The 18,735-nt window shown below is 56.9% G+C and carries 13 protein-coding genes; 8 read left to right on the top strand and 5 right to left on the bottom strand.

Annotated elements, in window-relative coordinates:
• Position 1 precedes the first annotated feature (1 nt).
• Complete coding sequence (locus FRH_RS10900) at positions 2–1,285, bottom strand: CmpA/NrtA family ABC transporter substrate-binding protein (protein ID WP_244992996.1); 1,284 nt, start codon at positions 1,283–1,285, stop codon at positions 2–4.
• A 434-nt stretch (positions 1,286–1,719) separates the two neighbouring features.
• On the opposite strand from FRH_RS10900, the gene FRH_RS10905 reads away from it, so the two are divergent.
• The 5 genes from FRH_RS10905 to FRH_RS10925 all read left to right on the top strand — a co-directional run bounded on the left by FRH_RS10905 (position 1,720) and on the right by FRH_RS10925 (position 10,704).
• Complete coding sequence (locus FRH_RS10905) at positions 1,720–3,678, top strand: sigma 54-interacting transcriptional regulator (RefSeq protein ID WP_176558194.1); 1,959 nt, start codon at positions 1,720–1,722, stop codon at positions 3,676–3,678.
• 148 nt (positions 3,679–3,826) lie between these two features.
• Positions 3,827–5,296 (top strand): TolC family outer membrane protein, encoded by a 1,470-nt coding sequence (locus tag FRH_RS10910; protein ID WP_139525370.1) that lies wholly within the window; start codon positions 3,827–3,829, stop codon positions 5,294–5,296.
• Between the two features lie 65 nt (positions 5,297–5,361).
• Positions 5,362–6,630, top strand: a complete 1,269-nt coding sequence (locus tag FRH_RS10915) for an efflux RND transporter periplasmic adaptor subunit (RefSeq protein ID WP_139525371.1) — start codon at positions 5,362–5,364, stop codon at positions 6,628–6,630.
• Positions 6,630–9,818, top strand: a complete 3,189-nt coding sequence (locus FRH_RS10920) for an efflux RND transporter permease subunit (RefSeq protein ID WP_139525372.1) — start codon at positions 6,630–6,632, stop codon at positions 9,816–9,818. The genes FRH_RS10915 and FRH_RS10920 overlap by 1 nt, the downstream gene beginning before the upstream one ends.
• A 211-nt stretch (positions 9,819–10,029) precedes the next feature.
• Complete coding sequence (locus FRH_RS10925; protein WP_139525373.1) at positions 10,030–10,704, top strand: hypothetical protein; 675 nt, start codon at positions 10,030–10,032, stop codon at positions 10,702–10,704.
• A gap of 9 nt (positions 10,705–10,713) precedes the next feature.
• Here the strand turns inward: FRH_RS10925 and FRH_RS10930 are convergent, their stop codons facing one another.
• Together FRH_RS10930 and FRH_RS10935 are read right to left on the bottom strand one after the other, a co-directional pair.
• The gene (locus FRH_RS10930; RefSeq protein WP_239296115.1) at positions 10,714–11,637 is read right to left on the bottom strand and encodes an alpha/beta hydrolase; all 924 of its coding nucleotides are present in this window, start codon (positions 11,635–11,637) and stop codon (positions 10,714–10,716) included.
• A gap of 70 nt (positions 11,638–11,707) precedes the next feature.
• Positions 11,708–12,319, bottom strand: coding sequence for a TetR family transcriptional regulator (locus FRH_RS10935; RefSeq protein WP_139525375.1), 612 nt, complete (start codon positions 12,317–12,319; stop codon positions 11,708–11,710).
• A 243-nt stretch (positions 12,320–12,562) separates the two neighbouring features.
• Between FRH_RS10935 and FRH_RS10940 the strand changes: the two genes are divergently transcribed.
• Together FRH_RS10940 and FRH_RS10945 are read left to right on the top strand one after the other, a co-directional pair.
• On the top strand, positions 12,563–13,594 hold the full coding sequence (locus FRH_RS10940) for a succinylglutamate desuccinylase/aspartoacylase family protein (RefSeq protein ID WP_044627886.1): 1,032 nt from the start codon (positions 12,563–12,565) through the stop codon (positions 13,592–13,594).
• A gap of 182 nt (positions 13,595–13,776) precedes the next feature.
• Positions 13,777–15,231, top strand: coding sequence for a catalase (locus FRH_RS10945; RefSeq protein WP_281996867.1), 1,455 nt, complete (start codon positions 13,777–13,779; stop codon positions 15,229–15,231).
• Between the two features lie 114 nt (positions 15,232–15,345).
• Here the strand turns inward: FRH_RS10945 and FRH_RS10950 are convergent, their stop codons facing one another.
• The gene (locus FRH_RS10950) at positions 15,346–16,230 is read right to left on the bottom strand and encodes an AraC family transcriptional regulator (protein WP_153842313.1); all 885 of its coding nucleotides are present in this window, start codon (positions 16,228–16,230) and stop codon (positions 15,346–15,348) included.
• Between the two features lie 153 nt (positions 16,231–16,383).
• Between FRH_RS10950 and FRH_RS10955 the strand changes: the two genes are divergently transcribed.
• The gene (locus FRH_RS10955) at positions 16,384–17,115 is read left to right on the top strand and encodes an SDR family oxidoreductase (RefSeq protein WP_281996868.1); all 732 of its coding nucleotides are present in this window, start codon (positions 16,384–16,386) and stop codon (positions 17,113–17,115) included.
• Between the two features lie 342 nt (positions 17,116–17,457).
• Here the strand turns inward: FRH_RS10955 and dusA are convergent, their stop codons facing one another.
• Positions 17,458–18,501: a tRNA dihydrouridine(20/20a) synthase DusA gene (gene dusA, locus FRH_RS10960; protein ID WP_281996869.1), complete on the bottom strand. Its 1,044-nt coding sequence runs from the start codon at positions 18,499–18,501 to the stop codon at positions 17,458–17,460.
• Positions 18,502–18,735: the final 234 nt, after the last annotated feature.

Raw genomic sequence — 18,735 nt, forward strand, 5'->3', positions numbered from 1 at the left:
GTTAACCCCTCCGAATGGCGAAGCTGTCGACGTACGCTTCGGGCTGGGTGTAATCAAAGGTCTTGCCCATGATTTGGTAGTTGCGGGCGGTCTCTTCGGGCGCTTCATAGCCCAGCTCGCGCATCACGGTCTGCGCATCGGTAGCCAGATACACGTCCCGAGCGATCTGCTGATAATCCACGTCGCCTTCGATATAGCCCCAGCGCTTCATCTGCGTCAGGATCCAGACCGCCATGGAGTGCCAGGGGAAGGGGTCGAAATCGATGCGGTCGGGCACGTTCTGTACGCCGCCCAAACCGTCGGCAAAGCGCCCGGTGAGTACTTGCTCTATGACCGTGACCGGCTGGTTCAGGTAATTCGTCGGAGCAATGGCTTCGGCAATCTCTGAGCGGTTGGCAGGGTCGGAGGAGTACTGTGTCGCGTCGATAATCGCGCGAAGCAAAGCGCCGTAGGTGTTCGGGTTCTCGCGGGCAAAGCGGGCGCTGGTGGCAAAGGCGCAGCAGGGGTGTCCGTCCCAAATCTCTTTGGTCAGCAGATGAATGAAGCCGATGCGTTCGAATACCGCGCGCTGGTTGAAGGGGTCGGGTGATAAGAAGCCGTCGATGTTGCCTGCCCGCAGGTTGGCGACCATCTCGGGCGGCGGAATCACGCGAATTTGAATATCTTGATCCGGATCCAAGCCGTGCTCGGCGACATAGTAGCGCAGTAGGAAGTTGTGCATGGAGTACTCGAACGGTACGCCAAAGGTAAAGCCTTTCCACTGCTGCGGATCGCGCTTATCCAGGTGGTCGTTATGTAGCACGATGGCCTGACCGTTGATGTTTTCTACCGCTGGCATGATGAATGGCTCGGGCGTGGAACCCGCACCGAGGGTCATGGCCAATGGCATGGGCGTTAGCATGTGCGCCGCGTCGTATTCGCGGTTAAGGGATTTATCCCGCGCCACTGCCCACCCCGCGGTTTTGATGACCGAGACATCCAGGCCGTAGCGCTCATAAAAACCCATGGGGTGGGCCATGATGATGGGGGTAGCGCAGGTAATGGGAACGAAGCCCACATTAAGCTGGGTTTTCTCGAGCGGACCTAAACTCTCTTTGACGGCGGCTTTGATCGAATCTAGGGGGAACAGGCTCGCTAACGCCGCGGCGGCCGTGCCGCCACCCACCAGCTTCATGAACTGACGGCGGTGCATGTCGCTATGGCCAAACATGCCGCGTATTAAGGCGCTTTCGACCACTCGATCCATAACGTCATCGGCGCTGCTTGGCGTTAACGATGGTGCCACTGCGTTTGTCTGATGCGGGGACCTAGCGCTGTTGGGTTGGGAGGGGGAGCACTGATGGCAATCGCACTGTCGTCCGTGAATCAGTGATTGGCGATGATCGAACGGGTTGCCAAGACTGCTGGGGTCGTTGTTCTCTTTCATGGACGTTCACCTCACAGGAGCAAAAGGGGTTTAAGCTGCGCCGTCTTGGTGCGTAACGATTCCCTGCGGCGCTATGTCCATAGATAGCGACTTATATGCCAAAACGAGTTTTTCTGATGTTTTTGTCGATGAGTCATAGGGTTACTGGTGTGAGAAGGCAGTCGCTGAGTCAACGAATTCGTCACGATTTTTCGTCAATGACGATATTTCGTTGTTTAAATAACGAAAATTCGTGATTGGCCCGCTGTTTGTATGGAAAGAGAGTCGTCCAGCTGGCTGCCAAGGAGCCTGTGATGCGTGGCACTTCCCACTCCTCGATCATCGAAACGCCCTTAACGCATATGGCCAGCCATACGCCGCTGGCCATGATCATCGTCGATCCGCTTAGCGATTCCCTGATCGATGCCAACCCTGCCGCCTGCCACTTGCTGCTCCTAGCGCGTGATCAAACCCTCACCACCCCCTTCAGTCACCGCTTGAGCGCCTCACTGCCGCTATGGGTCAGCTTTACCGACGAGGTACTAACGACCGGGCAAGGGTGGTCGGATGATTTAGTGCTGCTGGATAGCGCCCGCCAACCTCGTCGTGTCGAAGTCTATGGCCAACGCTTGCAGAGCGAATCGCAGCTATTGTTGACGTTGATCGATCGCAACAAGGCCGAACAGCGTCGTGCCAAGGCCGAGCTTAGCCGACAGCACCGGCAAGGGGAGGTGGGCTGGCAGCGGGTCGAGCAGGTGTTCGAGCGTATCGAAAAGCAGAACCAGCTGATTCTCAGCGCGGCCGGGGAGGGCATTTACGGCCTGGATGCCGATGGCAAAACCACCTTCGTCAATCCGGCCGCCGAGCGCATTCTTGGCTGGAGTACGGAGGATATGGTGGGCCACGATGCGCATCTGATGTTTCATCATACCCACGCCGATGGCAGCCACTTCCCCGTCCAGCAGTGCCCTATCCATGCCTCGTTTAGTGATGGTCAAGTGCACCATGTGGATGACGAAGTGTTCTGGCATAAAAATGGCGAGGCCATTCCCGTGGAGTACACCAGCACGCCGATTTTCGAAATGGGCCGATTAGTGGGAGCGGTGGTCCTGTTTCGCGATATTCGCGAGCGTAAACGTGCCGAGCAGCAGCTACGCGATGCGCTAGAAGAGGTGGAGTCGCTCAAACGCCGCTTGGAGCTAGAGAACCAGTATCTGCAAGAAGAGATCAAAGCCGAAGTGAACCACCGCAATATCGTCGGCAACAGCCCGGCGGTGGCCAAGCTGACTCAGCAGATTGCCATGGTCGCGCCGACCAGCGCTAACGTGCTGATTAGCGGCGAGTCAGGTACTGGCAAAGAACTGATTGCCCGGGCAATTCACGCAGGTAGTACTCGCAGCGACCGGCCGTTGATCCGCGTGAACTGTGCCGCGATTCCCCGCGACCTCTTCGAGAGTGAGTTCTTCGGTCACGTGAAAGGCGCCTTTACCGGCGCGGTGCAAGACCGTCCGGGACGCTTTGAATTGGCCCATGGCGGCACGCTGTTCCTGGATGAAGTAGGGGAAATCCCATTAGAGCTGCAGAGCAAGCTGCTGCGCGTATTGCAGGATCAGCAGTTCGAGCGGGTGGGGGATAACCGTACCCGCGAAGTGGATGTGCGGGTGATTGCGGCGACCAATCGTGAGTTAAAAGAGATGATCGATGCCGGGCAGTTTCGCGAGGATCTCTACTTCCGATTGAACGTCTTTCCCATCGACTCCGTTCCACTGCGCAAACGCATCGAAGACGTGCCGCTGCTGGCCCGCCACTTCTTGCATCGCGCCTGCCTGAAGTTCAACAAACCTGGGGTACGAATACCGCCTGCGCAACTTGATGTCCTCACGCGTTATCCCTGGCCCGGCAATATTCGCGAGTTGGAGAACGTCATCGAGCGTCAGGTAATCGTGACGCAAGATCAGCGGCTCTCTTTCGATGACCTTTTGTTGGTAGAGCCACTATCTCGTCACACGGCGTTCAACGAAACGTCGCACGATAGTAGCGAGTTGCCCGACCACCTGCTCACCGAGCAAGCGCTGTGCCATCAGCAGCGGTGCAATGCACTAAAAGCGTTGAAAGCCGCAAACGGAAAGGTGTCTGGGGCGGGAGGAGCGGCTGAGCTGTTGGGCATGAAGCCCACCACCCTCACTTCGCGACTGCAAAAATGGGGCATCGATCCTCGGCAATATCGCAGACGCCAGCGCAAAAGTACGTCAGCCAACGATGCTTTGGACTAAGGTTAGGGAGGATCTGCTTGACATCCGTTTGTACACACAAATCAGGCAACTTCAAGTCTAGCATACATACATGAATGTAACTATAATGCCACTCTTTCATAATGGTGCTCTGCTGCGCCGTCTTACGTTGACACCTAGAGGCAATCCCATGCGACTAGCACACTGGGCAGTCAATGCCCCCTTCCGCCCCCTATTGTTGGCAGTACTCACGGCGTCCTTTATCGCGCCCGCCCAAGCGGCCGATTTGGTGACCATTACCCGTGACGCGCTGAATAACAATGCGGCTCTGGCCTCTGCGCGGTCTGAGTTTTCAAGCGTCGAAGCGGCGCGTGACGTCGCCCGCGGTGGACTGCTGCCTCAAGTGAACGCCTCTGGCAGCGCTGTGCATAACGAGCAGTTCGAGAGTCAAGGCTCGGCCCGTGGTGCCGGTACCGGAGCAGGGGCTAATGCGGGTGTCGGCGTCAGTGACGATAGCTACAACACGGTCTCTTTGACGTTAGAAGCCACCCAGGCTCTATTCAATGCGGTGACACGGCAGGAAGTCACTCAGGCAGAGCGTCAGATCGATCAGCAGGTCTATCTGCTGGCCGCCACCGAGCAGCAGCTGTTGATCGATGTGGCCAGTGCCTACTTCGATATTCTACGCGCTCATGAAGTGTTGGAAGCACGGTTAGCGCAGGAGCGTGCTATCGGCCGTCAGCTAGAGCAGGCCCGTGAGCAGTTCGAGGTCGGTTTGATTGCGATTACCGAAGTCGAGGAGGCGCGGGCGAGCTTCGATCAATCTCGCGCCGATCGCATTGCTGCCGAGAGCAACCTGCAAGTAGCGTTTGAAGTGCTGGAGCAGCTTACCGGCCAGCGTTATGCCAGCATCGAAGCCCTGGGCGATAGTATGCCCATCGCGCTGCCGACGCCCACCGACCGTGATTACTGGGTCGAACAGTCACTGGAGCGCAACCCCCAGGTACTTGCCCAGCAGGCGGGTATCGAAGTTTCTCGTGTGGGAGTAGAGCTGGCCCGTGCTGGTCGTTTGCCCACCGTGCAAGCGTTCGCCAACTATCAGTACGCCGACAGCGACAGCGAATTAGTGAGCGGTTACGACACTTCCGCTCAGGTCGGTGTTTCGGCGAACGTGCCGATCTATACCGGTGGCAGCACCAGCGCCAGCATTCGACAAGGCACTTTCCAATTGGAGAGCAGCCAGTACGACTTCGAGTCTCAGCGCCGCACTACGATTCAACAGGTTCGCTCGCTCTATACCCAGGTCAGCAACAACGTCGAAACGGTCGAAGCGCGCCAGCAGGCCATCGTGTCCAACCGCAGCGCGCTGGAAGCGACCCGCGCGGGTTACGAAGTGGGTACGCGCAATATCGTCGACGTGCTCAATGCCGAGCAAAACCTCTATAACGCCATCGCCAATTATGCCGAGGCGCGTTACGACTATGTCGTGAATCTGCTGTCGCTGCGTCAGCAGGCAGGGCTGCTCGATGTCGAGGCCATCGAAGAAGTGAACGCGTGGCTCACCGGCGAGGACATCCACTTTATTCTACCGGAAAGCAATGAGCCCGACGCGTATCAGCGTGCAATGGATATTGGTGCACCGCCCACTCCAGGTGCTTGACGTACGCTGCGCATGCCTTCTTGGCGGTCGGTCAATGTTTAGAAAAATGAATGGGAATTCGACGCATGAAAAGAGTGATTCACTCAGGTAGAGCGAGTCTAGTGACGCTGATCGCCGCGTTAGCGCTCACGGCGTGTGGCCAGGAGCAGCCACAAGAGCAGCAAAGCCAGCAGCAGGAAGCGCCGCCCCACCCGGTGGAGGTCACTGAGATAGCGCGTCGGGACATACCGCTGGATAAATCCTACCCCTCGCTGTTGCGCAGCGATAGTGAAGTGACGCTCGTGGCACGCGTCAGCGGCTTTTTGGAAGAGCGCCACTTCGAACCTGGTCAAATGGTCGAGCAGGGCGATCGTCTGTATACCATCGAGCCCGATCTGTATCAGGCGACCGTCAACCAGCGGGAAGCCGACCTGCAAAGCGCCCGCGCCGAGCTGGCCCGTGCCCAGCGCGATGCTCAGCGTTTCGAGCAGCTGCTGAGCCAAAACTCCGTTAGCCGCCAGCAGTACGATCAAGCGCTTGCCGAGCAGCGCGTGGCGCAGGCCAACGTTGCCCAGGCGGAGGCGGCACTGACCAGCGCCAACCTGGACTTAGGCTACTCCAACGTGACGGCACCGGTATCCGGCATGATCAGCTTGAGCCAGATCAACGTCGGCAACTTGGTGACGTCGGGCACCGAGCTTGCCACGATCACGCCGCTGGATCCGCTGGAAGTGCGCTTCCAGTTGCCCCAGCGTGATGCCTTCGAGCTGCGTCGCCAGCTCGGCAGCGACGGCGATGCTTCCCAAATCACCGCTCGCCTGCGGGTGCCTGGGTTGGATGGTAGCGAAGGCAGCGAGCTGGAAGGTCGCCTGGACTTCCTCGGTTCCCGCGTGGATACCGGCACCAGCACCGTGCAGGCCTCGGCGACCTTTGCCAATCCCGATGGCGCAGTGCTGCCAGGCCAATTCGTGCGCGTGCGTATCGAAGGCTTGAAGCGCTTCGGCGTGCTGGCCGTGCCAGAAATTGCCGTCACGCAAGGCTTGATGGGGCCTTTGGTATACGTGCTGGATGACGAGAACAAAGCCCGGGAGCGCACCGTTCAGTTGGGTGAAGTCGCAGGCCCATGGCAAATCATCCGCGATGGTCTGGAGCCTGGTGATCGCGTGGTCGTCGGTGATCCTGCCGGTCTGGAAGCGGGGGTCTTGATCGATCCTCAGCCGTTTAGCGGCAGCGCGACTGAGGTAGTGGAAGAAGCGATGCAGGAAGATGCCCAGGAAGAAGCGCAAGCCGCTGAGGCAATGCAGCAAGCCGACGGCGCGCAACCCGCTGCTGAAGGGGAAGAGGGCGCGCAATAATGAATTTCTCTAACTTCTTTATCAGTCGTCCGATTTTTGCCACGGTACTGGCAATCATCGTCACGCTGGTAGGTGTGATGGCCATGCGGGTCCTGCCGATCGAGCAGTACCCCAGCGTGGTGCCGCCCACGGTATCGGTACAGGCCCAGTTTCCAGGGGCGGATGCCGAAACCGTAGCGCAAACGGTGGCGGCCCCGCTCGCCGAGGCGATTAACGGCGTCGAGGACATGCTCTACATGACCTCCAATAGCGCCGATAACGGCACCATGAGTCTGAGTGTAGCGTTCAATATCGGCACGGATGGCGATATCAACACGATCAACGTCAACAACCGTGTGCAGGGGGCGCTATCGCAGCTACCGGAGGCCGTGCAGTCCCAGGGGGTCACCGTCGAACTGCGCTCAGACTCCATTTTGATGCTGGTGGCGCTGACCTCGCAAAGCGGGGATTACGATAAGATCTACATGCAGAACTACGCCACGCTCAACATTCTGGATGAGCTTCGCCAAGTGCCAGGGGTGGGTAACGCCGAGGTGCTCGGCGGCGGTGAGTTCGCCATGCGGATATGGATGGACCCCGACAAGCTGGCGCAATACGACCTCACGCCCAGCGAAGTGGCTAGCGCCATTCGTGCTCAGAACACCGAAATTCCCGCTGGTAACCTGGCCGCGACGCCGCAAAGCGACCCGCGCGCCTATACCTACACGATCACCGCCGGTGGACGACTCACTAGCACCGATGATTTCCGTGAGATTTTCCTTCGCACCAACCCCGATGGCTCGTCGCTGCGCCTACAAGACGTAGCGCGTATCGAACTGGGCGCCTCGTTCTATGGCGTCGACGCACGATTGAACGGCGACGCCATGACGCCGATCATCATCAATCAGCAGCCGGGGGCCAACGCGCTGGAAACCGCCGAGGCGGTGCGTGCCACCATGGAAGAGCTGGCCGGGCGGTTCCCGCCAGGGCTCGAGTACGTCACTCCCTACGATACGACGCTGTTCATCGATGCCTCGGTAGAAACGGTGATCAAGACGTTCATCGAAGCGTTTCTGATCGTCATCGTGATCCTGTTCATCTTCCTGCAGAACTGGCGCTTTACCGTGATCGCCATGTCGGTGGTGCCGGTGTCGGTGATCGGTACCTTCGCAGGCTTTTATCTGTTCGATTTCTCGATCAACCTGCTGACGCTATTTGCCCTGGTGCTGTCGATAGGCATCGTGGTGGATGACGCCATACTGGTGGTCGAGAACGTCGAGAGGGTTCTTAGCGAAGAGGACGACATCAGCGTTCGTGAGGCGACGATCCGAGCCATGAAGGAAGTCGGTGGGCCGGTCATTGCGACCTCGCTGATCATGGCGGCGGTATTCGTACCGGTCGCTTTCTTGGGAGGCTTCACCGGGCAGATCTATCAGCAGTTCGCGATTACCGTAGCCATCTCGGTGGCGCTGTCGGCGCTGATGGCGTTGACCTTCACCCCCGCCCTGTCGGCGATCTTCATCAAGCACAACTTGCACAAAACCAAGCAATCGGCGTTCAAGCGTGCCATTACCACGCCGCTGCGGCTGTTCGACCGCTTCTTTGCGGGCTTCACCGCGGTGTACATGTGGGTGGTGAAGAAGCTGGTGCGTTTCTGGGTGCTGGCGCTGGCGTTGACCGTGGCGGTGGGCGCAGGCTCTTATTGGCTCTACGCCAATACGCCCTCGACGCTGGTGCCAGAAACCGACCAGGGGATCGTCTTGGCAAGTATCTCTTTGCCGGATGCGGCCTCGCTGAGTCGTACTCAAGCGTACATGGCCGAGTTGAGCGAGCAGATCGAAGCCATCCCTGGTGTCGAGTACTCCTCAGCTGTGGCGGGTTACGACATTCTCTCCAGTGCGGTGAATACCGCACGCGGCATCATGTTCATCAACATGAAGCCATGGGCAGAGCGTGAACTCACCGCTAACGAACTGGTCGGCCGCATCATGCAACTGGGTGCCAGTATCGATGGCGGTTCGGCGATGGCCTTCAACGTGCCGCCGATCATGGGGCTTTCCACGACCGGTGGCTTCACCGGCTATTTGCAGTCGTTCGACGGAGCGTCCACGCGGGAGCTGTATGAAGCTTCGTTGCAAATCATGCAGGCGGCGAACCAGCACCCGGTGCTGAACCGTGTGTTCACCACGTTCAACGTGAACGTGCCTTCGTACCGGGCGGAGATCGACCAGCAAAAAGCGCTCAGCTACGGCGTTGCGCTGGAGAACATCAATTCGGCGCTGGCGAACACCTTTGGTAATGGGTTTGTGAATTACTTTAGCTACCAAAACCGCAACTTCCAGGTGTACTTACAGAACGAGGACGAGTTCCGTAAAACACCGGAAGACGTCAACAACGTCTACGTGCGCGGCGGTAATGGCGAGCGTATTCCACTCTCTGAGTTCGTCACGCTAGAGCGTCAAACGGGACCTGCGGTGGTGTCGCGTTTTGGGGTCTACGCGGGGGCGCAATTCCAGGGTAACCCGGCACCCGGCTACAGCTCGGCCCAAGCCATCGAGGCCATGGAAGAAGTGGTGCAAGAGACGCTGGGCGATAACTGGGGCATGGGCTGGACCGGAACGGCGTATCAGGAGTCCAACCTGGGTAATACCGCCACGCTGGCCATCGTGTTCGGTATCTTGATGGTGTTCTTGATTCTGGCGGCACAGTACGAAAGCTGGTCGTTGCCGTTGGCGGTTCTCACCGCTACACCTTTCGCCTTCCTGGGCGGCATCGCGGGTATCGTGCTACGCGGATTGGATACCAGTGTCTACGTGCAGATCGGCATGCTGGTGGTGGTCGGCCTGGCGGCGAAGAACGCCATCTTGATCGTCGAGTTTGCCGAGCTGCAGCGTAAAGAGCAGGGTAAGTCGATTCGTGAAGCTGCGGTGACCGCAGCAGAGCTGCGCTTCCGTCCGATCGTCATGACCTCATTGGCGTTCATTTTCGGCACGTTACCGTTGGCGCTGGCCACCGGTGCCAGTGACGTGAGCAGTCACCACATTGGTACTACGGTAGCGGTGGGTATGGCCTCCGTGGCGGTGTTGGGAAGTCTCTTCATTCCCAGTTTCTACGCCATGATCGCGTCGGTCTCGGATTGGCTCTATCGTAAGCGCCATCCGAACGGCAACCGCCAATCGCAGGCGGAACTTGGCCACGATAACGGTTAATGTATCTGGCTTGACTGACGACGGGCGCCCTTTTCAGGGCGCCCGTTTTTTTGCCACCGATCCGATTGCCCCTCGACCCTGGCGCTTCATAAGCCAATGAGATGAGCTACGCTAGTAGTGACCCCGTTTTTAGCTTGTACTAATAAACGCCAATAATCAGAGCTTGGGTCAGGCGCAAACAAGACTGGGTACGCCCAGAGGAGGACACGCCATGCAAACGCTTATCTCTGCTGCGCTGCAGTTTCCTACCGTCGTGTTTAGTTTTTTGCTGGCGCTAATGGCGCTCTACTGGCTGCTGGTACTCATTCGACTAGCCCCTCTAGAGCTTTTCGAGCGCGACAGCTTACGCGATGATCATATGGCCAGCACCTTGGTCTCGCTTGGGTTTGCCGGGGTACCCGCGACGCTGGCGCTCAGCTTCTTGATGCTCATTGCCGGTGCGTTATCACTAGCCGTCGAGCTGCTCGCTCTGCGATGGATGCCGCTTGGATTGCTCAGGGTGCCGGTCGGGGTGTTGGTCGTGTGGGCTGCGCTCGCGGTAGCTTCCCCCATCGCTGCCGCTTTATGCCATGCGCTGCAGCGTGCGCTGCACCGTTATCAACCCTTCAAACGTCGCTGTCTGCTGGGCGCTACCGTCGTGGTGGCAGAGCGCCAAAACGACGAATCTGCCAGCGCTACGCTGCTCAATGAGCCCAACAGTACGGTCATATTGCACTGTAAAGCCGGGGACTGCCCGCAGCCGGGTGAGCGCCGTGTGTTGGTGAAGTATCTAGCCAAGGAAGGGGCATACCGCAGCGTGCTAGAGCAGCACTATCTGGATACACGGGTGCGTATCAATAAGCTTCGTTTGCAGCACAAGCAGCATCCTAACGGATACTCCACCTAACGGCTGCCTTCAGCGATGAAACCAGCGCTGCCACTGTCTCGTCAGCCAGCTCAATAGGGTGGGCGCAGCGGTGGCGGCACGTTCGCGATGTGTGCGTGCAGGCGCGTCGAGGAAGTGGCGTATGGGCGTGACCTGTTCGGGCGTGTTGAGCATCGGAGCGTGGCCGCATCCTGTGACGGTCAAGGTCGTCAAGGTAGGCTGGACCTCGGCCATCTTGGGTAGCGTCTCGGCATCCAATAGGGTCGATGTCTCTCCGCGAATCACCATCAGCGGGCAGCGAATGTTGGCCCAGTCGGCCCAGGTGTCTCTGGGCGTGTCGTGGATAAACTGCTCGCCGATACGCGGGTCGAAGTGGTAGGTCCAACTGCCGTCGGGTAGGCGGCGAGCGCTGTTCAAGGCCAGCTCTCGCCACTCCTCCTCGCGGGTGATACCAAAACTGGCGTAATGCTGGGTAAGTTCTGCTTTTAAGTCGGCAAAGTTGTTGAACCGATGCGTCACGCCAAAGTAGCTCGACAGGGCGATGAGACCCTCTTTATTCAGCTCGGGCCCCACGTCGTTGAGGATCAGCCGTGAAATGCGCGAGCGGTGCTGTGCGTCTGCTGCGATCAACATGCCCAGCAGGCCGCCCATGGACGTCCCTAGCCAGTCCACCTGATCGAGCTCGTAATGATCCAGCAACGCAACGGCAATGGTGATGTAGTGACTGTAGAGATAGTCATGGGCGGGAAACAGCGACCAGCTGGAGAGTCCGCGACCCGGAGTGTCTGGGGCGATGATGCGCCACTCGCTGCCCAGCTCTCTCGCCAGGGCGGCGAAGTCACCGCCGTGGCGGGCAAGCCCGTGCCAAGCGATCAGAGTGCGCGTTGCTTTTGGGTTCCAAATGCGTACGGCCACGTCCAACTCGCGCACGCGGATAAATTCCAAAGCATCCATACTGGGCTCCTTTCATGAGATAGCTCCAGTATAGGCGATTTGCTGCAGTGCAACAGAGAGGGAAGTCACCTCAGCGGTGGAGCATGGCCATTAAAGCGTCAATCAACTCTCCGCCGCGCTCGCGTAGGGAAAACGCATCGGGATTACGTAGCCAGTCGTGAAACAGGCCGCCAAGAGTAGCCTGCATGAGCCTCGTGGCAATCTCCGGTGTTATATCATCGCGTAATAGCTGCTGCTGTTGGGCGAGCTGAAACACCAGAAGCATCTCGTCGAAGCATTCTTCGGCAATTTCATCCTGCATTTCGATGGGATTGATGTCGCTAAAGAACTCACAGCGATGCAGCAGAATCGATAGGATGCGCTGGTGAGAGGGCTGCTCCAAACGGTTCAGGCCCGCATGGCAGGCAAGACGGATGGCATCGAGTGGTGACACCGTGGGGTCGGCGTTATTGACCTCTTCCATCAACGACTGAAATGGCATGCGCACCCGCTGTACCAGCGCCATGAAGAGGTCACCCTTGTTTTTGAAGTGCCAATAAACGGCACCTCGGGTAAGGCCAGCATGGCGAGCAATTTGCTCCAATGACGTGCGCGCAACGCCTTTTGCGAAAAACACCTCTTCAGCAGCATCCAACAGCGCTTCGCGAGTTGCAGCAGCCTCCGCTTTGGTTTTTCTTGCCATGAAACCATTACCTCACTCTCGATACACAATGGCGTTATTTTATCTGATGTGGTGCCTTTTTACATTCAAAACTGTATGGATAATGGGTATAAGTTGATAATCTAGGTTATCAAGCACGTTACTTAATGGTTGAAAACGGATATGATTTCATTTTGAAACACTGTTTTAAAACCGGTCAAAGCCCTGGCGCCACTTATAAATGGCGTATCAGGCTATGTCTCCCTGCATGTATAAGGAATGGCCATGGCGCGAGCTCCTTTCTCCCTAGCTGGGCATACCGTGATGCCTGGGCAACGTTTACAGATCGACGTGCCGGTGGCGCGCCTGTATACCCATACGCCGCTGCATATTCCGGTCGAAGTGGTTCATGGCCGCAAAGAGGGGCCGGTAATGTTAGTGTGTGGAGGGATTCATGGCGATGAGATCAATGGTGTGGAGATCGTCCGCCGTTTGCTGCGCTCGAAGACGATCAATAGCCTGCGTGGTACGCTGATTGCGGTGCCGGTGGTCAATGTTTTCGGCTTTCTCCAACAGACGCGTTACCTGCCTGATCGTCGCGACTTGAACCGCTGTTTTCCTGGTAGCGAAAAAGGTTCGCTGGGCGGCCGAATCGCGGCGCTGTTTCGCGATGAGATCGTCGATCACGCCACCCATATCATTGACCTGCATACCGGCGCCCTTCACCGCACGAACTTGCCGCAAATCCGTGCACAGCTAAGTACGGGCAGCGAAACCGAGCGCATGGCAGACGCCTTTGGTGCGCCGGTTATTTTGAATGCGGAACTACGCGAAGGCAGCCTGCGTCATTACGCCCAAAGCCGCGGTATTCCGGTGCTCACCTATGAGGCGGGTGAAGCGCTGCGCTTCGATGAATGGGCCATTGTCCCAGGGGTGCAAGGCGTGCTGCGCGTCATGCGCCGCTTGGGCATGCTCACAGGCGAGCAGCGTCGCCGTGCCCCGGCTCCGGCCGAACTGGCCAATGGCTCAAGCTGGGCGCGCGCACCCATCGACGGCATCTTGCGCCCCAAGGTGCGCTTGGGGGCGCGAGTGGCCAAAGGCGAGGTGCTTGGCAAAGTGGCAGATCCATTCGGCAACGATGAAGACGAAGTGCGCGCCATGGCGGACGGCATCGTCATCGGCATGAGCCGCTTACCGCTTGCCAACGAAGGAGAGGCGCTTTACCACATTGCCCGTTTCGACGAGATCGAAGAAGCCGAGACGGCCATCGAAAGCTTCCAGTCCAGCCTGACGCCTCCACCAGACGCGCTGTATTGACGTTATCTCGATAGTTATCAGCTATTAAAGCAATAGCCCTATAACCAGCGCCATGGATGGCGCGATGCTGGCTTGTTGGCTATACCTGTGTGGGTGCCGCCTTAGCTTACGTTAAAAAGCAGTAGCGGTGATTTCCAGTGGTACAGACCGTGCCATGTCGAGTGTGACAAGGAGGAAGAGCAATGAGCAGTGGTAGCCAGCATCCCACCACCAATGAAGCAGGTATTCCGGTAGCGAGCGATGAGCATTCGCTGTCGGTAGGCGCGGATGGTCCGATCGTGATGCACGATCACTACCTGATGGAGCAAATGGCGGCGTTTAACCGGGAAATGATTCCCGACCGGCAGCCCCATGCGAAAGGCAGTGGCGCTTTTGGTCACTTCGAAGTCACTCAAGACGTTAGCCAATACACCAAAGCAAAATTTCTGCAGCCAGGCACGAAGACCGATGTCCTCATTCGCTTTTCCACCGTAGCAGGGGAGAGCGGTAGCCCGGATACATGGCGCGATCCGCGCGGCTTCTCGATCAAGTTCTACACCGAAGAAGGTAACTTCGACATGGTGGGTAACAACACCCCCGTGTTCTTTGTACGCGACCCAATGAAGTTCCAGCACTTCATCCATTCTCAAAAGCGCCGCGCCGATAATGGCCTGCGCGACCACGACATGCAGTGGGATTTTTGGACGCTGGTGCCTGAATCTGCTCACCAAGTGGCTTGGCTCATGGGCGACCGCGGCGTTCCCGCCACCTGGCGGCACATGAACGGCTACTCCAGCCACACCTATATGTGGGTAAACGATGAGGGCGAACGATTCTGGGTGAAGTACCACTTCAAAACCGATCAAGGCATCAAATGCATGACTCAAGAGCAGGCCGACCAGATGGCCGGTAGCGATGCGGACTACCACCGCCGCGACCTGTTCGAGGCCATCAAGCGCGGCGATTACCCCACCTGGACGTTGCACATGCAGATCATGCCGTTCGAGGATGCCAAGACCTACCGCGTTAATCCCTTCGATCTTACCAAAGTGTGGTCACACAAAGATTACCCCTTGATCGAAGTGGGTAAACTGACGCTCGACCGTAACCCTACCGATTTCCATAGCGAAATCGAGCAGGCTGCGTTCGAACCCAACAACATGGTGCCCGGCACCGGGCTGTCGCCGGATAAAATGCTGCTGGCTCGCTCCATTTCCTATGCGGATGCCCACCGCGCAAGGTTAGGGGTAAATTACAAGCATATCCCCGTAAATACCCCCAAATGCCCTGTGCATAGCTATGGTCAGGGTGGCGCCATGTGCATTCGCCACGCCACTGATCCTGTCTACACCCCCAATAGCAAAGGCGGACCCAAGGCAGATGGGCAGCGCTACCCGGAAGATGCGGTGTGGTCGACGGATGGGCAATTCGTACGCGCCGCGTACACGCTGCGCAAAGATGACGACGACTGGAGCCAAGCGCACACCCTGGTGCGTGAGGTGATGGACGATGCCCAGCGTGACCGGTTGGTTTCCAACGTGGTGGGGCACCTTTCCGGTGGCGTCACCGAGCCGGTGTTGGAGCGTGCGTTTGAGTATTGGCGCAACATCGATCAAGAGGTGGGCGAGCGTATCGAGCAAGGCGTTCGCGCGCAGTAGCCCCGTAAACGACAACGCCCAACGATAACATCGTTGGGCGTTAGCTAAACTGTCAGCCCATTGGCCCGGGCACCATTTAGCATGTCTGATTTATTTCCCCCTAATACTTGGCTATTACCTAATCCTGGCAATATCACGTGCTGGCGGGTTGCCAAACATGCGTGCATATTCGCGGCTGAACTGCGAGGGGCTTTCGTAACCTACCTTATATGCTGTGCTGGCCGCATCCAAATGCTGCGCAATCATCAAACTACGCGCTTCGACCAACCGGACTGACTTCTGAAACTGCAACGGACTCATGTTGGTTACCGCTTTAAAATGGGCATGAAAAGACGACACGCTCATTCCAGCCATCGCCGCCAGTTCCTCTATGGTGACGGTTTGATCGTAGTCCCGGCGTAATTTTTGAATAGAAACCGAAATGCGCTGAGTTGGCGTGCCTTTTAATGAGATCTGAGCAATTTCTTTGCCGTAGTTGCTACGCAGCATACGATAGTGCATCTCGCGGACTAGGCTTTCGCCAAGTACCGGAATATCGTCTGTCACTTGCATTAATGTTAATAAACGCAGCAGGCTATCGCCCATCTGTGGGTCAACCTGGCCGATAAACAAACCACTTTCGGCTTTGCGGTTTGCAACGGCCAAATGTTCCATCTGTAGCAGTAATTCTGACAGTATCCTGACATCAATATTAATCTGGATAACATAATACGGCTGCTGCTCTGATGCTTCTACCACGGTACCAAGAATGGGTAAGTCGACCGAGGCCACCAGAAACTCCAGTTCGCCATAACTTAGTATATCGGTGCCAAGCATTACGTTTTTGCGGCCCTGCACGATAATACACAGACAGGGTTCATACACCGCTGGCATCGTGACCTGAGAGCTGCGAACTTTGTAACAAAATACATTAGGTAAAGCGGTGCTGTTTAGCCCTTCATTAACGGCAACTTGCTGGACCAGCGGCAACAGTTGTCGTTTCAGAGTACTGTGAATCATCTCTCCACCCCCTCCGACTTAGGTTGGATAATCAGGCAATCATAGCGTATTTTTGGGTATCCATGACAGTCCTTCATGCTTTTAACATAACAGGCATCGGGTTAGCCCGTATAAAAGCAGCATTATTTTCTTTATTTACAAAGGATTTTTGTTATGAGCGCTATCAAACCTAGAGTTGTTCTGGTCACCGGTGCCAGCAGCGGTATTGGTGAAGTCACCGCTGAAATATTAGCTAACGCCGGGCACACCGTGCTGGTAGCAGCGCGGCGTGCTGATCGGCTTGAAGCATTAACTCAGAGAATTAAGCAAGCAGGTGGTAAGGCGAAAGCTTATACGCTTGATGTCACATCACGCGATAACTTTAAGGCGGTAGTGGCGGCTGTCAGCGAAGAGTTCGGCCCGGTTGATGTTTTGGTGAACAACGCTGGCTTAATGCCGCTGTCACCCATGGCGGCGCTGAAAGCAGATGAGTGGAACCGAATGATAGACGTGAACATTAAAGGGGTATTAAACGGCATTGAGTCTGTGCTCACCGTGATGGAGCAGCGTGGCGGCCATATAATCAATACTGCGTCTATAGCTGCCCACAGTGTATTTCCGACAGCTGCAGTGTACTGCGGAACTAAGTTTGCAGTACGTGCTATCTCCGATGGTCTGCGGATGGAAACAAAAAAAGTCAGGGTTACCACTATTTCGCCGGGTGTAGTCGAAAGCGAGTTGGCGCACACCACCACAGACACCGCAACTAAAGCCTGGCTGGAAGATTTTCGTCAGGTAGCGCTGAAGCCTGACGCGATAGCAAATGCCATTGCCTACGCCATAGTGCAACCGGATGATGTAAATATCGATGAAATCATTATTCAGCCAACGCAATCTGGCTACTAAGGTTTATCTGTTTACGCAACCGGTAAATTAAAACCCCGGCCGCGCAGTTGAGCTGCGCACCGGGGTCTTCTTCGAGAGGTGCTGCAGCCGTTTTTGCTCACGCTGCGCATACATCAGCGCCGGTAGCTAGCAACGTTAGTACTGAACTTATTGGCAAGGCTTACACGAAAGAGGCGCCTTTAGCCAAAATATCCCACGGCTTACCGTCAAAATTTGCCGCTGCGACGATGAGGTTAGCACCATCAATTAGGTGTGGCGCTGTTTGAACGAAAAGCCCGCGGTATCGAGCCTACAGAGGCGGCGCACGATTTAGCGCTGCAGGTTTCAACTCCCCTGGATGTGTTAGAACAAAAGCTGGCTGGTCTTATGCTCTTCGATAGACTCCGCTTCAAACTTAGGCTCGCGAACCAAGCCGAGCGCATCATCAAACAAACGTAAGCCTGCACCCTCTTTGTGCGCATGCTCCGACAGGTGGCGACGGAACCGACGCCCGCCAGGACAGCCCTGAAACAGCCCAAGCAGATGCCGAGTGATATGATTCAGCTTGGCCCCTTCATCCAGCCGCTGCTGAATGTACGGGCGAAACGCCGTGGCTGCTTCCAATCGCGTACGCGCAGGGCCCGACTCCCCAAAAATCTGCTTATCCACACTCGCTAGTAACCACGGGTTTTGGTACGCCTCACGACCTACCATCACGCTATCTACGTGCTCAAGCTGCGCTTGGCACTCTTCAAGCGTTTTAATGCCGCCGTTGATGCCGATATGTAGCTCAGGATAGCTCTGCTTCAGCCGGTGCACGCGGGGATAATTCAGCGGCGGAATATCGCGATTCTCTTTCGGCGACAGCCCCTGCAGCCACGCCTTGCGGGCGTGTACGGTAAACACCTCACAGCCCGCCGAGGCCACGATATCGATAAATCGGGCTAAATCTGCATCTTCATCCTGATCATCGATGCCGATGCGGCACTTCACCGTGACCGGAATCGACACCGCCGCCTGCATGGCTTTCACCGCCGCCGCTACTTTCTCAGGGTGGCCCATCAGACACGCGCCAATCATGTTGTTCTGCACCCGGTCGCTGGGGCAGCCAACGTTCAGATTGACCTCATCATAACCCCACGCCTGCGCAATCGCCGCGCACTCCGCCAGTTCCCCCGCATCGCTGCCCCCCAACTGCAGTGCAATCGGATGCTCCACCTCGCTATAACCCAGAAAGCGCTCCCGGGGAGAACCATGCAACACCGCCCCAGTCGTCACCATCTCGGTATATAGCAGCGCCCGCTTGGTCAGCGTGCGCGCGAAGGCGCGGTAATCTCGGGTCGTCCAATCCATCATAGGCGCGACGGAGAATCGGCGTGCCATGTCTGCTGGGCTTTGTTTATTCATATCAATCACTTGCATCATAAGATGCTATCTATAAGTCATGCTCTATGTACCACTAATGTTCCAATAGCAAGTTTCTTGCCGTGTAACGAAAAGCGGTGGTGCACCATGGCTATGTATTCGAAGGGGCATCGTTGGCGTGCGATTGTACGCAAGAAGCTATGAACAGTACAAAGCTAAGCTATCTCTGTACGACTGTTGAGGTCCTAACACTGTGGACCCCATTGGAGAGGCATG

The organism is Halomonas sp. A020 (assembly GCF_027943625.1).
Lineage (GTDB): Bacteria > Pseudomonadota > Gammaproteobacteria > Pseudomonadales > Halomonadaceae > Vreelandella > Vreelandella piezotolerans.

Excerpts from the sequence above, each read along its gene's own strand:
- dusA (WP_281996869.1), bottom strand. The coding sequence starts at position 18,501 with ATGAATAAACAAAGCCCAGCAGACATGGCACGCCGATTCTCCGTCGCG.
- FRH_RS10935 (WP_139525375.1), bottom strand. The coding sequence starts at position 12,319 with ATGGCAAGAAAAACCAAAGCGGAGGCTGCTGCAACTCGCGAAGCGCTG.
- FRH_RS10925 (WP_139525373.1), top strand. The coding sequence starts at position 10,030 with ATGCAAACGCTTATCTCTGCTGCGCTGCAGTTTCCTACCGTCGTGTTT.
- FRH_RS10940 (WP_044627886.1), top strand. The coding sequence starts at position 12,563 with ATGGCGCGAGCTCCTTTCTCCCTAGCTGGGCATACCGTGATGCCTGGG.
- FRH_RS10920 (WP_139525372.1), top strand. The coding sequence starts at position 6,630 with ATGAATTTCTCTAACTTCTTTATCAGTCGTCCGATTTTTGCCACGGTA.
- FRH_RS10955 (WP_281996868.1), top strand. The coding sequence starts at position 16,384 with ATGAGCGCTATCAAACCTAGAGTTGTTCTGGTCACCGGTGCCAGCAGC.
- FRH_RS10950 (WP_153842313.1), bottom strand. The coding sequence starts at position 16,230 with ATGATTCACAGTACTCTGAAACGACAACTGTTGCCGCTGGTCCAGCAA.
- FRH_RS10915 (WP_139525371.1), top strand. The coding sequence starts at position 5,362 with ATGAAAAGAGTGATTCACTCAGGTAGAGCGAGTCTAGTGACGCTGATC.
- FRH_RS10945 (WP_281996867.1), top strand. The coding sequence starts at position 13,777 with ATGAGCAGTGGTAGCCAGCATCCCACCACCAATGAAGCAGGTATTCCG.
- FRH_RS10930 (WP_239296115.1), bottom strand. The coding sequence starts at position 11,637 with ATGGATGCTTTGGAATTTATCCGCGTGCGCGAGTTGGACGTGGCCGTA.
- FRH_RS10905 (WP_176558194.1), top strand. The coding sequence starts at position 1,720 with ATGCGTGGCACTTCCCACTCCTCGATCATCGAAACGCCCTTAACGCAT.
- FRH_RS10910 (WP_139525370.1), top strand. The coding sequence starts at position 3,827 with ATGCGACTAGCACACTGGGCAGTCAATGCCCCCTTCCGCCCCCTATTG.